Annotated in this window: 14 protein-coding genes and 1 pseudogene; 12 read left to right on the top strand and 3 right to left on the bottom strand. The window is 34.7% G+C overall.

Annotated elements, in window-relative coordinates; genetic code table 11:
- Positions 1 to 2: 2 nt before the first annotated feature.
- From PZ898_RS22480 to PZ898_RS22460, 5 genes are all read left to right on the top strand, one after another.
- Positions 3 to 1,721 carry an ATP-dependent helicase gene (locus PZ898_RS22480; protein ID WP_277694269.1) on the top strand — a complete coding sequence of 573 codons (1,719 nt, stop codon included), beginning with the start codon at positions 3 to 5 and terminating at the stop codon, positions 1,719 to 1,721.
- 294 nt (positions 1,722 to 2,015) lie between these two features.
- Positions 2,016 to 2,702: a Swt1 family HEPN domain-containing protein gene (locus tag PZ898_RS22475; RefSeq protein ID WP_277694268.1), complete on the top strand. Its 687-nt coding sequence runs from the start codon at positions 2,016 to 2,018 to the stop codon at positions 2,700 to 2,702.
- Positions 2,699 to 3,043, top strand: coding sequence for a hypothetical protein (locus PZ898_RS22470; protein WP_277694267.1), 345 nt, complete (start codon positions 2,699 to 2,701; stop codon positions 3,041 to 3,043). The genes PZ898_RS22475 and PZ898_RS22470 overlap by 4 nt, the downstream gene beginning before the upstream one ends.
- A 63-nt stretch (positions 3,044 to 3,106) precedes the next feature.
- A complete protein-coding gene (locus PZ898_RS22465; protein WP_277694266.1) occupies positions 3,107 to 3,871 on the top strand; it encodes an HNH endonuclease in 765 nt (254 codons plus the stop codon).
- A gap of 31 nt (positions 3,872 to 3,902) precedes the next feature.
- On the top strand, positions 3,903 to 4,625 hold the full coding sequence (locus tag PZ898_RS22460; RefSeq protein ID WP_277694265.1) for a hypothetical protein: 723 nt from the start codon (positions 3,903 to 3,905) through the stop codon (positions 4,623 to 4,625).
- Positions 4,626 to 4,992: 367 nt separating this feature from the next.
- Here the strand turns inward: PZ898_RS22460 and PZ898_RS22455 are convergent, their stop codons facing one another.
- Positions 4,993 to 5,400 (bottom strand): hypothetical protein, encoded by a 408-nt coding sequence (locus tag PZ898_RS22455; RefSeq protein ID WP_277694264.1) that lies wholly within the window; start codon positions 5,398 to 5,400, stop codon positions 4,993 to 4,995.
- A 590-nt stretch (positions 5,401 to 5,990) separates the two neighbouring features.
- Between PZ898_RS22455 and PZ898_RS22450 the strand changes: the two genes are divergently transcribed.
- Positions 5,991 to 6,560 carry a Crp/Fnr family transcriptional regulator gene (locus tag PZ898_RS22450; protein WP_277694263.1) on the top strand — a complete coding sequence of 190 codons (570 nt, stop codon included), beginning with the start codon at positions 5,991 to 5,993 and terminating at the stop codon, positions 6,558 to 6,560.
- A gap of 131 nt (positions 6,561 to 6,691) precedes the next feature.
- Positions 6,692 to 7,702: pseudogene (locus PZ898_RS22445) on the top strand (NAD-dependent epimerase/dehydratase family protein).
- A 32-nt stretch (positions 7,703 to 7,734) separates the two neighbouring features.
- Here PZ898_RS22445 and PZ898_RS22440 read toward each other — a convergent pair.
- The gene (locus PZ898_RS22440; RefSeq protein WP_277694262.1) at positions 7,735 to 9,129 is read right to left on the bottom strand and encodes a cbb3-type cytochrome c oxidase subunit I; all 1,395 of its coding nucleotides are present in this window, start codon (positions 9,127 to 9,129) and stop codon (positions 7,735 to 7,737) included.
- Positions 9,119 to 9,547, bottom strand: a complete 429-nt coding sequence (locus PZ898_RS22435) for a cytochrome c (protein ID WP_166668339.1) — start codon at positions 9,545 to 9,547, stop codon at positions 9,119 to 9,121. The genes PZ898_RS22440 and PZ898_RS22435 overlap by 11 nt, the downstream gene beginning before the upstream one ends.
- Before the next feature lie 362 nt (positions 9,548 to 9,909).
- On the opposite strand from PZ898_RS22435, the gene PZ898_RS22430 reads away from it, so the two are divergent.
- From PZ898_RS22430 to PZ898_RS22410, 5 genes are all read left to right on the top strand, one after another.
- The gene (locus PZ898_RS22430; protein ID WP_123263097.1) at positions 9,910 to 11,397 is read left to right on the top strand and encodes an MFS transporter; all 1,488 of its coding nucleotides are present in this window, start codon (positions 9,910 to 9,912) and stop codon (positions 11,395 to 11,397) included.
- A 30-nt stretch (positions 11,398 to 11,427) separates the two neighbouring features.
- Positions 11,428 to 12,759, top strand: a complete 1,332-nt coding sequence (locus PZ898_RS22425) for an MFS transporter (RefSeq protein ID WP_123263096.1) — start codon at positions 11,428 to 11,430, stop codon at positions 12,757 to 12,759.
- A gap of 19 nt (positions 12,760 to 12,778) precedes the next feature.
- Positions 12,779 to 13,249, top strand: a complete 471-nt coding sequence (locus PZ898_RS22420; protein ID WP_147367556.1) for a hypothetical protein — start codon at positions 12,779 to 12,781, stop codon at positions 13,247 to 13,249.
- Positions 13,250 to 13,253: 4 nt separating this feature from the next.
- A complete protein-coding gene (locus tag PZ898_RS22415; RefSeq protein WP_153394573.1) occupies positions 13,254 to 14,540 on the top strand; it encodes an alginate export family protein in 1,287 nt (428 codons plus the stop codon).
- A 161-nt stretch (positions 14,541 to 14,701) separates the two neighbouring features.
- Positions 14,702 to 15,139: an Rrf2 family transcriptional regulator gene (locus PZ898_RS22410; RefSeq protein WP_050009576.1), complete on the top strand. Its 438-nt coding sequence runs from the start codon at positions 14,702 to 14,704 to the stop codon at positions 15,137 to 15,139.
- Positions 15,140 to 15,144: the final 5 nt, after the last annotated feature.

Here is a 15,144-nt window from a genome sequence, read left to right as displayed (position 1 = left end):
GTATGCAGTTTGAAATTACTAATGATAATAGTCCTTATTTAGATTCAAGAGGTAAGATAGTTCTCAATGCATGTCCCGGGAGTGGCAAGACTACATCAGTGGCTTACAAACTAAAGATATTAATGGATGAATGTAAAACTGAACATGGTGATTACGCAGGAATTGCATGCTTATCATTTACGAATGTGGCCAAAGATGAAATTTTCCAAGCATTTGAAAAAATTAATGGTAGCCACATCAGGTATCCACACTTGGTATCGACAATTGACAGTTTTATCAATCATTACATCACCTTACCATATTATTATTTGCTGGAGAAAAACATTAAAAGACCCCAGATTTTAGACAAAGTGTCTTTTTTGGATGATATGAATCTTGGTAATCATAAGAATAACCAACAAAAACCATTAAAATACTCCTATCCCCCATCGCAGCTTAAAATAGAAATTGACAATACTTACACATGGAATGGACATAAACCGAATCCCAAAATTGTTTCTGAAACTATTTTTAAGAAATATGCTAAAGAATATAAAAGATGGCAATTTGATAACGGATATTTAAACAATGATGATTCAACTTTTTTAGCTGCATTCTTATTAGAAAAATATCCTAGTATCGCTAAAAGCCTAATTGAACGTTTTCCTTACTTTATTATCGATGAAGCACAAGATACTTCAGAAATTCAATACAAAATTTTTGATTTGCTAATTTCTGCAGGTCTAAAAAACATAGAATTCGTTGGTGATCCCTATCAAAGTCTTTATGAATTTAGAGAAGCAAGACCCGACTTATTTATAGCTCGCTTTAATAACAAATCAGTTTGGCAACAAGTCAGACTTAATCACTGCAGAAGATCATCTCAACAAATAATTAATGTTTATAGCTTATTTCGAGAAACTGAAAGCGAGCCCATACGCTCCATTTGCAAGCATACTACAGATCATAAAATTCATGTCATAAGATTTTCAGAAGATGATCCAATTAGTTTAATCACAAAATATGAAACCCTCATTGATAATAATTATTTAAATCAAATTCTAGTGCGGGGAGGTACTCATTTAGAAGTGTTTGGAGCCAAAGCCACATCAGAAGAACCTTGGAAAAATAACATAGCGATCACAATATTGAGAGCTCAAAACTACTTTTTACAAGGTAATAGTAAAATCAGTATTGATATTTTAAGAATGTGTTTAGCTCAAATTTTGCTTCCTACCGGTAATTACAGAGAACAAAGAGCAAAGGAAAAGGAAATTAGAAATGATTCAGATATAAATATCTTGTTATTTGATTTCATCAAAAAGATGCCTGATCAAAACGACACCTTAAAAAATTGGACTATGCTTATGACTGAGCATATAAAAAATACATTTGGAATTGAAACTGATCTTCAACTGAAGCAGAAGGGAAAGCAGTTTTACAATAAAAATCTTCTGCATTTTCTTTACCCTCAAGCCAAAATACAACATCCGATATCAACTATTCATAAAGCAAAAGGGATGACCTTTGATTCGGTTTTACTGGTACTAAGTAAAAACAGTTCTGGAGAACAGATTTCACTAACTGATTTTAAAAATATCGGAGTTCTTCCAACTGAAAAGCAAAGAATGCTTTATGTAGCTCTGTCCCGTCCTAAATATCTTGCTTGCATTGGCGTGCCTGATAGCTGGAACAAACAACGAATTAAGGAAATATTAGGTGATGATATAATTTTTGTTTAAGTTCATAATGATTTAATTACAAATAGGCTGCGTTATTATTTTATTATTTTGTATTAGAAATTATAGGCCGAGATATGCATATAATTTTAGTTTAGGAAAAATTACACATTTTATAACCAATCATATATGATAACTGTGGACAAGTTGCCCCAAATGGTAAATGGTGCGCTAAAAACTATTCATATCTTTAATAAAGATTGTAAACCTGTAGACGTTAAAAACGTCTCTTTACTTAATCTTGATACACTTTGTTGCGATTTCTATCCGATTGCATAAGACTCAAACGATATTAAATTGGAAATATCAAAAGTCATGGGATGTTTCAATGGGATTTTCAAAAATAGAACATATGAAAATGTAGACCTAAAAAACTATGTAGTCAGAGCATATGACAAAGATAACAATGAAATTTTATACGCTCTATGCACAAAATCTACTGCAGAACTAATTGGAACTGGAGAATTTGTCGAATGGTTCACAAGAACACTCTTCCAGGAAAACACAAAAGATTTTCGCCTTGTTCAGGCAAAGAAGATAATATCAGAAATTGAAAACGGATTAAGAGAAGCCGTAAAAATCAAACTTAAGGATAAATTTGGAGAAGATTGGTGGGAGCTTGGTCTTAATAATAAACTTGGAAAAGATGTTAAGGACTTATATTTTAATCAATTTGGTTTAGAATGTACTGATGGTGATGTTTTGATTGCTTATACATATACATTACAATTAAAAAAAATTATTTTAACATACTTTAATTTATTCAAAACTTATTTTAACAATCCTACTCAATTTGAAAGTTTAATGGATAATCTTAATAAAATAAGAAGAGAAGAAGCTCACAACAGACCTATTTCGCAGTTAGAGCTGAAAAATCTTGAAGATCTTCACGAAAGCCTATTATCTGTTCTTTTAAGCGATTTGAAATCCTTTCAATCTGTTTTTTTAAAAGAAAATTGGAGAAGAATGATAAAAAAATTATGATTCAAGCCTATTACAAGTCGCCTTACAGCGAACATATGATCGTAAATGAGCAGGACCCTGCAGAAAAATTTTTAAAAATCAAAGAAAACATAATTAGCCCTATTTCTTATTTGGATAATACTATTGTAAAATTGAAATCAGTGATTGTTCCTATATATAAAAAGAGCATCCATCAAGAATTATTATTATGTTATCAAAAACGTAAGGAATTGCAACAATCTTTACTATTGGAAACATTATCTTTGAATCACGAGAAGATTGAGAATTTAATAATTGAAATCAATTCTCACGAACAAATAATGGATGAATTTTCAAAGAAATTTATTCTAAGCGAAAACTAAAAATATTTTTAGTTGTAAATTTAATGTTCAACACGAAAAGGATTCACAAAAGATTGTAATTATATGAAGATTTGCATTTGGTGCTCCAAAAATGAAAACTACGTAACTTTTAAAAAATTAGCTCACACGATCCCACAATCATTAGGAGGAAAACTTGTTTGTGAAAATGTATGTGATTCCTGTAATGAATTTTTTGGCAGAAAAGAGCATGGTCTTCCGGCTGTCGAAATTGCGCTAAAAGAGGTGTTGAACACATCAAAATATCTTCTTCTTACGCAGCACAAAGAGATTAGACTGGGTCGTTTCAAATCAGAATATTTTAATTTTAATTACAAAAATAATCCAAGAACTTTCAAGTTTAAGATGGGTTACAAACTGAGACCAAATTTTCAGCGTGAGTTTAGACGCCGATTTAGAAGAGGAATATACAAGGTATTTTTAGAAGAACGTGAAAGACAAATCAGAGATGCACATGACGACAGGTTTAATTTTATACGGGAATTTTCAAGGTATGACCTTAATGATTACCCTGTCTATGTTCAGGTTCCAAAATTTAAAGCAGTACTCTATAATACAGAAGATTTATTGCTTCCACAGATAAGATTTACAGACTACAGTGATGAAGTTGATAAAGAATTTAGATTTTACAGTTATCCTTTAATGGGACATTCTTTCGTTATCCCTACTTCCAATCAGTTTATGGATGAAAGACTTAGCGCATACATAAAGTATCTCAAAAAAACTGAAGACCCTTTTGGTTCAGAACTTATATCAATAGATAATATTGAGCAACTGGATTTTAGGTTTAATTATATGAATGGGAAATAAGCAAATTATAATTTTAGACCTGTGAAAGATTATGAAAGAAAAAAGAGATAAGTTGATTGAAACCCTCAAATTATGGCTAGAAAAAAATGATATAATGGGAGAAACCCACTTCTACACCATCGAAGAATGGCTGGAACGAGAAGAAGAATATCATAATGAAAGTGAATTTGTGATTACGACAGAAGGAGGTTTATTCTATATTTTAAATTTTGGAGATCAAAAACAACACTTAGAATTTGAAGATATAGTGCTTTCTTTTGGTTTTTTTTACGAGCTCGGAAACGCTTGGAATATCGGTTTTTACTACGATGAGAATTTGGAAATTATCGACGACAGTAAAGAATCTATCAAAACATATTCTGATAAACTCCAAGATTTAAGATGGCAAGATAAAAGAAATCTTGTCAAATCAAATGCTGAGTACCGTTGTCAAGATTGTGGTGCATCAACAAATTTAGAAGTTCATCACTGCTATTACCAATACGGTAGAGAACCTTGGGAATACCCTCTTGACTCTTTAAGGTGCCTCTGCAGAAACTGCCATGAAAAAAGAGGAAAGCTAGAAACCGTTCTAAGGGCAAAATTTGCCGATTTAAGGTTTGATGAATTAGAAATCTTTAAAAAGCTGATTTCAAAATCAATTTTAGCATATAACAGAGTTGCATTTTTTGAATTTCTTAACTCTATTGGAAACGTAGATGGAGATATGGATGAGAAATATGATAAGATGAAAACAATAAAAAGATTTAGTTAAAAGAAGGCAACAATATATTTGAATGTCCTAAATTACATCTTTGGATAAGCCCATCATCAATAGACAAATTATGTTTTCTATAATATTCTGCACAAAAATATGTTTGTATTCAATAAAGACAATGAAAGTAAACTAAAGCAAAACTATGTCAACTTCGATTGTTTCAAATGTTAAAAAATAAATTGCAAAAAACTTTGTAATTACAAAAAAATAGTAATATTCAATTCTTGCTTCATTTGGCTTAAACGTATCAAATCATCGACAAAAGTGTTTGTATAGTCGTGCGTCAACGTCACAAAATTTGCCAAATGGTACTAACTAAAGACAGTTGGCGCCATTTTAAATTTAAATAAACATTAAAGTTTTATTACGTATTAATCCAATCAACAACTCTTACTATGTATGCTTTGAGTCTTGAGAAATCTTTATCATCGTTCTTATACATTGTATTAAAAATTTTGTAAGCGTAATCTATTAATCGGGTTTCAAAAACAGGATTATCATATTCCTTCACTACCAAAGATTTTATTATGGCCTGATGATCATCATTTAAGTATACATATGAGTAGCCTATCACCTCCTTCTCTTTCTGTACAAGACCCAATGGTAAACCAAAATCTTGTGTTAATAATAAATCACTAGAGGAAATTTTTTCATCCTGATTTAAATTTTTAATCTTAATACGTTTGTATATATCTACAACTTTATGCAAATTCGTAAAACATACAGGTGTAATTTCAAAAGACGGCACCTCTTTACTTTTATTCTTTGTCATTAAAATGATGATTGTATTAGTCTTCTATCTAATATTAGTAAACATACTGTTCACTATTTTTTACAGTTGAAAAGGAAAAGTAAGACAAGGCTCCACAGCTACCAGTTTTGGTACACATCAATTATATTCCATTGCCTTGCTTACTTTTCATATCAGACTTACATTTATTTCTTAATACTCTTAATACATTTAGCAATATCTCTTTAAGTTAGCTATAGTCAATTCTTTTTTAATTTGGCTCAAACGAACCAAATCATCGATAAAAGTGTTTGAAGATACGCTCGTCTTGGTCTCTCTTTTTATGAGCAGATGATATTGAATACAGACAAACAATTGGTGAATCAGTATCTGGCACAAAACAGGCTTTATGGAGGAGCGGATATTTTCCTGGACAAATCGCTTACGCTAGGCTTAGGATATTTAAACCTTCGCATTTATTTAACGAAAAACCGCATAGAAAATAATCATACTTTAATAATTTCTTTATACCATTATTTGGATTTGACTAAGAAATAACAACATTCATTAATTTGATGAATGAAAACATCATCCAAAAATAATATCTAAAAATGATTCTCTAATTTTGTAAAATGCATGAAAAATTACTCAAACTAATCTCACCGGTTATACCGCCATCTGAGAGAAAATGGTGTTTACAATATTTTGAGCCCACACTCTTTCCCAAAAGCCGAGTGATTGAAGAAGAAGGCATGATACCAAAGTATTTGTACTTTGTAGTTTCGGGATACCTACGACTTTTTCACTACAATGATTATGGAGATGAAGTAACCACTCATATCAACTGTCCACCTGGATTTATCACCTCATACTTTAATTTTATTAATCAGACAAAATCCAATGAAAATTTGGAATGTATTACAGAATGTAAGCTGTTGAGAATTAGCAAAAATAATCTGGATATATTGACCGAAAAGAGTATCCTTTTTAAAAACTTCAGCATTTCAGTTTTTCAGCAATCGCTTGTCTATAATGATAATAGATCAAAAGAACTGGCGACATTAAGTGGTAAAGAACGATACCGGAAATTTATAAAAGATTATCCGCATATTTTACAGAATGTCCCATTACAATATATCGCTTCATTTCTTGGCATGGACCCTAAGAGTCTAAGCCGAATAAGAAAGGAATCACATTTATAAACTTAAGTGATAAACATGACAAATTTGTAGCATTAAAAATTTTAATCACAATTGACATTAAGTAACATTTGTGAAGTATACCTAGAAAAGCTTTGCCGAATTTTGTCTCATATATTAAACAATTAAAAATTATGGTACAGAAAAATTTGGCTTTAGTAACAGGTGCAAATGGGCATCTGGGAAATAACCTTGTGAGACTGCTGATAAAAAAAGGCGTTCCCGTGCGTGCGGCTGTCCGCAACATCAAAAATACGGCACCTTTTGCAGGGCTGGAGTGCGAGGTGGTACAAGCCGATATAACAAACATGTAATCTCTGACCACTGCATTGCAAGGTATACAAACATTTTATGCGGTCGGTGCTGCTTTTAAACTTTGGGCCAAAGACCCTAAAAAGGAAATCTATGATGTCAATATAGAAGGAACCCGCCTTCAGATAGAAGCTGCTGCACAAGCTGGCGTAAAACGCATAGTTTATGTAAGTTCTATTGCTGCGTTGAACTACACCAAACTTCCGACAAAAGAAAGCAACGGTTACAATCCCGATCGCAGGGATATGTATTATAACTCAAAAAACGACGGTGAAAAAATGGCCTTTGACCTAGCCAAAAAACACAATATAGAATTGGTTGCCGTATTGCCGTCTGCCATGATTGGTAGTGAATCATTTGCACCGCTAAATGTATCTTACAATATCATTAACCTGATTTTGAAAAAACAAATCCCTATAGAAACCAATATCACTCTTAATTGGATTGATGTAAAAGACGTTGCCGAAGGATGCTACCTCGCAGCAACAAAAGGCAGAGCCGGCGAACGCTACATTTTAGCAAACGAACAATGTATGTCGATTAAAGAAACAACCAAAATTGCTCAAGAACTTTTGCCTGAACTGAACATTAAATTACCCACTGCTGTTCCTAAACCCATACTTTTCGCAATTGCATGGCTAATGGAAATAGTAAGCAAAATTACATCAAAAGCACCATTGCTTACTAATAAAGACATTGCCATGTTTTCGGGACTTCAGCAAAATTTTGATATTTCAAAAGCCCGGACAGAACTTGGTTTTGATCCTAAAAATCCAGTGCAAGCAGTAAAAGAGGCAATATACTATCTGCGAGAAAACGAAAATCGCCTATAAATTTTGTCTGAAGCAGCCATCATTAAAACTTTTCAATCTCTCTTCCTTATTGACTCATTGCCCAGGTGGTTAAAAGCATCTAGTCTTCTTTGTTGTGCAGTTTTCGTCTTATACCTAACGAGTATAGCAATGGTGTGGTTGATCATTGGATAGATTATAATACAAATCCCTATGATTAAGCCAGTTCCAAATAAGCCAAATATAATATGTAAAACTTGCATAGAATCCTGAAACATACCAAAAGAGATCTGCTCTGAAAAGTAAATCCATTTTGAACGTTTAACTCCCATCACCAGCAATATAAGCCAAAATCCTAAGAATGAAGCATTAAAGATCCGGCTTCCCAGAAAAATAGTCTTTTTAACTTTTGGTCTCATTCCTTTTACAATTTCCAGGATAAAACTTACAGAAGACAACAGAATAGTGGTATTAATCCCGATGATAGTTCCCATAGAATGAGCCACCGTAATGTGTGTTCCATGTGTAAAAAGATTAATGGCAGGAATGGAAATCAACAATGCTAAAAACAGGTTCAGAAAGATCCATAACTCTGATAACATCAGCATACGGTAAGATACTGAAAACTGTTTCTTACTTTGTGCCGGAATATCTTTTTTCCAAAGATAGATGATTCTTAGCAGGATGATCCATTCCGTCATACTGATGATATATGCTAAATAACGGATCCATTCTGCATTCGGAACGGGATAAATGTGATGTGCCCAATTGAACATCACATTAATAAGACCGAGGAAGAAAAAAAAGAATCCCGTTTTTGAATGGCTGTAACCTAACTTTCCACTGTTTCTTTCCATTACATACATAGAGGTACCGTATACCAACATATTCCATGCCCCTACATAGGCACCGCCTGCTTTCCACTGCATCGTAAGGTTTTGAGTATAGTGTTCTCTGAAGTAAGGCAAGATCCAGAGGTGAGCTTCTGTAAAATGAAAAATCATCAATACGATTCCCGTTCCCCACATCCAGTAATATACAGGCCAACGGGAAAAAGTACGCCACATCACACGAAAATAATAAATTCCGAACAAGATCCATCCTAAAAGAATAGGTACATAGAAACCATGAGGAAATTCAAGGTATTCTTTTCCTTCAAATTTCTTGAATATATAACAAGCCGCTATCAATATACCCGTAAATGTAAAGACCCAAAATTGCCACTTCATAATCCCTGAGCTTGTCTTATCATTCTGGATATACCACATGATCCCGCCAATAGCTGTCATAAAGATCCATGAAAGGGCAAAAAGAGTATGTAACGGCCGAAGAACAGTAAATGGAAATATGGTTTTAGCAAAATCCGGAACCGCATACTGTACACCAGATAAAAAACCAACAAAAAGACACAGTACCAGGCTCAGCAGCCCGATCAGTATATAATAGAAAGGATAAGCGTTATTTTTCATTTTTTACTTTTTGTGGATAGTCTACCCATCCGCCATAATTGATCACAGCATTCTGCGTTGGATAATACCCCGTTCTATCAACTTCTTTTAAAAATTGTAGGATCTGGTCCTGCTGATCAGGCGAAAAATCGAATTTGGGCATGGATTTGATCCCGCTGATCATCATTACCTTTAGATATTCATCACTTTTATCAGGCCTGGACGTAACATTAGTAAGATCCGGGCCTAAATATCCCCCCAGACCATACAGTTGATGACAAGCATTACAATTATTTTCCAGCCACAGTCTCTCACCGTTCAAGGCTTTTTCTGAAAGCTTAAAATCACCGTAATCTGCCTTTTCAGTATAAATTTCTCTATTGTAGAATGCGTAGATGAAAACCATGAAAAGAAAGATGCCCGCGTAGTATTTATTCATCTTCATTGATATTATGTTGTATGAATCTAAGCCTGTAGTGATCTCCAAATAAAACATTCTTCCTATTGGGGACGTTAGGAGCCGGGATCTGCCGGAATAAGGCTGAGTAAAAATGTGTACTTTTTTTCTGCTTCTGAACATATAGGATAATTTCCATCCGCGTAATACTCCTCATAATGAATATTTTAATTACTTGAAATGATGATAATACAACCTCGAATCATATACTCCATTGATCGCTTTATGTATAGAATAATATGATTTATGACACAAAAATAGAAAAAAAATCTATAATAAGACAAAAATGTCTTATTTATAATATCTTTGTGCAAGTAAACTAGATTATTAAAAAAACCGAAACAATGAACGCAAATTTATCTTCCGCCCACAGAATTCTGTTTCTGAATACTTTGGCATTTACGATCTGTTTTGCCTGTTGGACTTTAAACGGTGTTTTAGTTACTTATCTTGTTGACAACAATATTTTCAACTGGTCTGTGGTAGAAACAGGCTGGCTTTTGGGAATCCCTATTCTTTCAGGCTCTATCATGAGACTTCCCTTAGGGATTTTAACAGATAAATATGGAGGAAAACCTGTATTCTCAACTTTACTTTTACTTTGCAGCATACCTTTATTTTTATTATATTTTGCAGATTCTTATTGGATCTATTTGTTATTAAGTGTCCTATTCGGAATGGTGGGAACAGCATTTGCCGTAGGTATTGCCTTCACTTCTGCTTGGTACCCGAAAGAATGGCAGGGACGTGCATTGGGAATATTCGGAATGGGAAATGCAGGAGCTGCTCTTACTACATTTTTTGCTCCTACTCTGCTCAATTATCTATCTGCTGATGATCCGGAAAACGGATGGAGAATGCTTCCCATCATCTACGGAATTACGTTAACGATCATCGGATTTATATTCCTGTTTTTTGTTGAAAATAAAAAAGCAGCAGTTCAGAACAAATCAGTAAAACAGCTTCTTAATCCTTTAAGCAAAATCAGGGTTTGGCGATTCGGTCTGTATTATTTTCTGGTATTCGGCCTGTTTGTTGCTTTCTCACAATGGTTATTGCCTTATTATGTAAGTGTTTACCAAACTTCATTGGTTTTAGCAGGACTTCTTACTTCCGCATTCAGTTTACCGAGCGGTGTGATCCGTGCATTTGGAGGCTATCTCTCAGATAAATTCGGGGCCAGAAAAGTCATGTACTGGGTACTCTATTCTTCTCTGGTCTTAAGCGGATTATTGATGCTTCCTAAAATGGAGATTTTGACACCGGGAAAAGGAATCACTGCAAAAAAAACAGGAACAGTTCAATCCATTGAAAAAGATAAGATCATTCTTGATAACGGAGAATTCAGCATCAGTTCAAAACCTGAAATACCTCAGCAAACCTCTGTATTACCCAAATCATTTTCATGGCAGGAAGTTTTGGTAAAACACAATGAAAAAGTACAGAAAAAACAACTTTTAGCACAGGGCGTTACCCTCATCAAATTTGAAGCACATATATGGGTTTTCTCCATTCTTGTCATTCTTATTGGCATTATGTGGGGAATCGGTAAAGCGGCCGTCTACAAACATATCCCTGAATACTTTCCGAATGAAGTGGGTGTTGTTGGTGGAATGGTAGGGCTTATCGGTGGTTTAGGAGGCTTCATTGGACCTATCTTATTTGGTTATCTCCTAGATTTTTCAGGATTATGGACCAGCTCATGGATTTTCGTGTTCCTGGTTTCAGCCATATCTCTTTTCTGGATGAATACAATAATCAAAAAAATGACACATAAAGAAGCACCACACATTAAGGATAGAATTGAACATGTCAATTGCAACAAAGATTAACATTAAACCCAAAAATAAACAACTAAAAAGATGAATGATTCACATTGGCTCACCAACTATGACTCTTCCAACGAAGAATTCTGGAAACGCAGCGGCAAAAAAACAGCATGGAAAACATTGACCATTACAACTGCGGCTCTCACCTTATCTTTCGCGACCTGGTTTTTATACAGCGTCATCGTTATCAAACTTCCTCACATTGGCTTTCAGTTCACAGATGACCAGCTATTCTGGATGGGAGCAATGCCCGGATTAGCGGGAGGGCTTCTAAGAATTGTCAATACATTTCTAATTCCTATCTATGGTACCAGAAAGGTAGTTTCTGTCAGTTCACTCATCAAGATCATTCCTGTGGTCATGCTTGGATTTGCCGTTATGAATCCTGAGACATCCTTTACTTATTTTATGGTGATTGGATTCTTGTTGGGAATCGGTGGTGGAGACTTTTCATCTTTTATGCCTTCAACATCCTTATTTTTCCCGAAAAAAGAAGCCGGAACCGCACTCGGTATTCAGGCTGGAATCGGTAATTTTGGAGTAAGCCTGGTACAGTTGCTTTCACCACTTGTGATCAGTTTAAGTATCTTTTCATTCATGGGAGGTGGCGAGATCATTGTGGAAACAGGTAAAACCATCTACTTGGAAAATATTGCGTTCATCTATGTTATTCCACTATTTATCATTGGAATCTGGGCATGGTTCTCATTAAAAAGTATTCCGGTAAAGGCATCTTTCAAAGAGCAATTGGACATCTTCAAGGATAAACATACCCTGTACTGTACAATGACCTATATCATGACCTTCGGGATTTTTGCAGGATTTTCGGCATCCTTCCCTATGATGATCAAAAACCTGTATGTTCCTTTAGACAAAAACCTTGATCCGCTACAGTTTGCATTTTACGGACCGCTTATTGGTTCAGCATCCAGAGTGATCTTTGGAAAAGTTGCTGATAAGATCGGAGGTGCATTACTTACACAGGTTACCGGAATAGCATTGATCATCCTGATTTGCAGATTGATTCTCGGAGGATATTTAACACCTACTTCTCCCGATCAGTTCGAGGGTTTCCTATTTATCGTTTTAGCCATCTTTTTCTTCACAGGAATTGGAAATGCAGCAACGTTCAAGCAATTCCCAGTCATTTTCTCAGATTCTCCGAGAAAAGCAGCCGGAGTTATAGGCTGGACTGCAGCAGTGGCCGCTTTCGGACCTTTTGTGTTCAATGTTTTGATCACACAATCCAGAATGATGACAGGTGATTCAAGGCTCTTTTTCTGGTTTTTGGTAGTGGGTTGCGTAATGGCTACAGCTGTCAACTGGCATTTCTATACCAAATCGGGATGTGAAAGACCTTGTTAATAATAAAAACTTAAAAAAAATGAAAAAAAACCTCATGTTACTGATGATGATGATGATATCCATCATTCTGAATGTTGTTCTGGTCTATAAATTCTTTTATCAGGGCGAAAAAGTGATCATTAAAAAAGACAGCAGATCCGAGATAAAAATGACCAAAGAAAACCGTGAATATGTGATGGCAGAAATGCGGGGTTTCTTGGAAAGTGTACAAAAGATCAATGACGGAATTGCTAAAAACGATCCCAATATGGTCGCCGGTGTTGGTCAGCAATCCGGAGCCTGTAAGATAAATACCATTCCTCAGGGATTGGTAAGATCTTTACCCTATGAGTTCAAACAAATGGGCTTTCATACCCATGAACTTTTTGATGTAATGTCAAAAATGGCCAAGCAAAAATACGACAGACAGGAAATTCAGGTGAAAATGAATGAACTTCTCAACAACTGTGTTGCTTGTCATCAAACTTATAAAATAACCGCTGAACCTTAATGAAATGTTTAAGAACAAAATTACTTTAGGCATTTTAAGCCTCGCTTTCGGATTGGCCAATGCACAAATGGATAGTCTGAAAATGAACATTGATCTGCGAACACGAGCAGAACTGGATAATGGAGCAAGAACCCTCATTCCAAAAGGGAAATCTGCAGAGACAACTGTTCTTTCCCGTGCTCGAGTCGGAATAGATTATTATTATAAAAACCTGGAAGTTTACCTCAGTGCACAGGATGTAAGAACATGGGGAGAAACAGCTTCCAATACAGGAAAAAATCAGAACTTCACCATTCATGAAGCCTGGGCAAAATATCAGTTTTCAGGCCAATTTTCTTTGAAACTAGGGAAACAGATTCTTTCCTACGACAACGAACGTTTACTTGGGACATTGGATTGGATGATGCAGGGACGAAGTTTTGAAACTTTGAAAGGTATTTATACCCTAAGTCCGAATTCTAAAATCGAAGCTGCAATCACCTACAACAATGATGATAATGATACCAATGATTTGTCCGAAAAAGAGATTTACAGCATTTCGGAGGGTGGAGAAATCACAAAATCACTTCAGGTTTTGCATTATCAATTTACCGGAAACAACAAATTCCTATTCTCAGCCATCGCTCTGAATAATATTTTGCAAAATCCATCAGGTACCCATTATGATATGTTGACAATGGGAATCAATGCGAAAAAATATTTCGAAAACATCGGTTTTTTCGGTTCAGCATATTATCAAACGGGTAAAAACACAAGCGCTCAGATCAAGTCTGCTTATCAGTTTTCAATCAATTCAGATTTTCTGATTCATCCAAAGATTAATATTGTTGCCGGGACGGAATGGCTTTCCGGTAGGAGTTATGATACTTATTCCGGAGAAAACAGATCGTTCAGCCCTTTGTATGGAACCAATCACCTGCATAATGGGTTTATGGATTATTTTTATTTTGGAACAAGCCATTTTAACGGTTTCGGGTTGAATGATTATTATCTTAAATCTACTTTTAAGTTTAATTCTAACTCCATAATTACGGGTAACCTGCACATTTTCACTACAAACGGAAAACTGGGTGAGAATAATCTGGAAAAAAAATATTCATCTTATTTAGGAAGCGAACTGGATCTGGTTCTCATCCAAAAATTCTGGAAAGTGATCACGGTAAACCTAGGTCATTCCTTTATGTTTGCAAGTGACAGTATGAAAGTCCTTAAAAATGTTTCAGAACCAAAAGATCTGCAAACGTGGACGTGGCTTGCTCTGAAAATTGCGCCTAATTTCAAACTGAAATAATTTGTCTTGATCGATGAAAGTCATTAGAATTTTAGTGGCTTTCATTTTTTTAAGCTTCACTTCAACTTTATACCAAATATGAATCTCCTAAAATCTATGGTTTCGGCGAGGTTTTTGTATTTTTACAACCAAGTTAGTAGTTTAATCATTAATAAGAATAAATGTTGATATTTTCGAATACATGTCAGTATGCAATAAAAGCATGTATTATACTTGCCATTGAAAGGCGGAAGATTGGGATCGCAGATATTTCGGAAAAAATAGGCACCCCTACCCCTTTCACTTCCAAAATTTTACAGCATATGACCAGAAAAAAACTGATTTCTTCAGGAAAAGGAAAAGGTGGTGGTTTTTATCTCGATGATGAACAATTTGAGAATCTGACAATCAAAGACATCTATGAAAATTTTGAAGGTAAGGAAGTTCTTACCTCATGTCTTTTAGGGTTATCCTTATGTAATGGGGAAAATCCCTGTCCCATTCATCACCTTGCTGTTGCTGTAAAGGAAAAAGTGATGATCATGTTCCAATATAAGATCAAAGATCTGAAAGATCTTGGAAGTGTAATGAAGCTGATGAATGAACCAGGAGTATTTTAAATTCT

The organism is Chryseobacterium sp. WX, assembly GCF_029542485.1.
Taxonomy (GTDB): Bacteria; Bacteroidota; Bacteroidia; order Flavobacteriales; family Weeksellaceae; genus Chryseobacterium; species Chryseobacterium cucumeris.
This window is presented reverse-complemented; position numbering and strand designations above follow the sequence as displayed.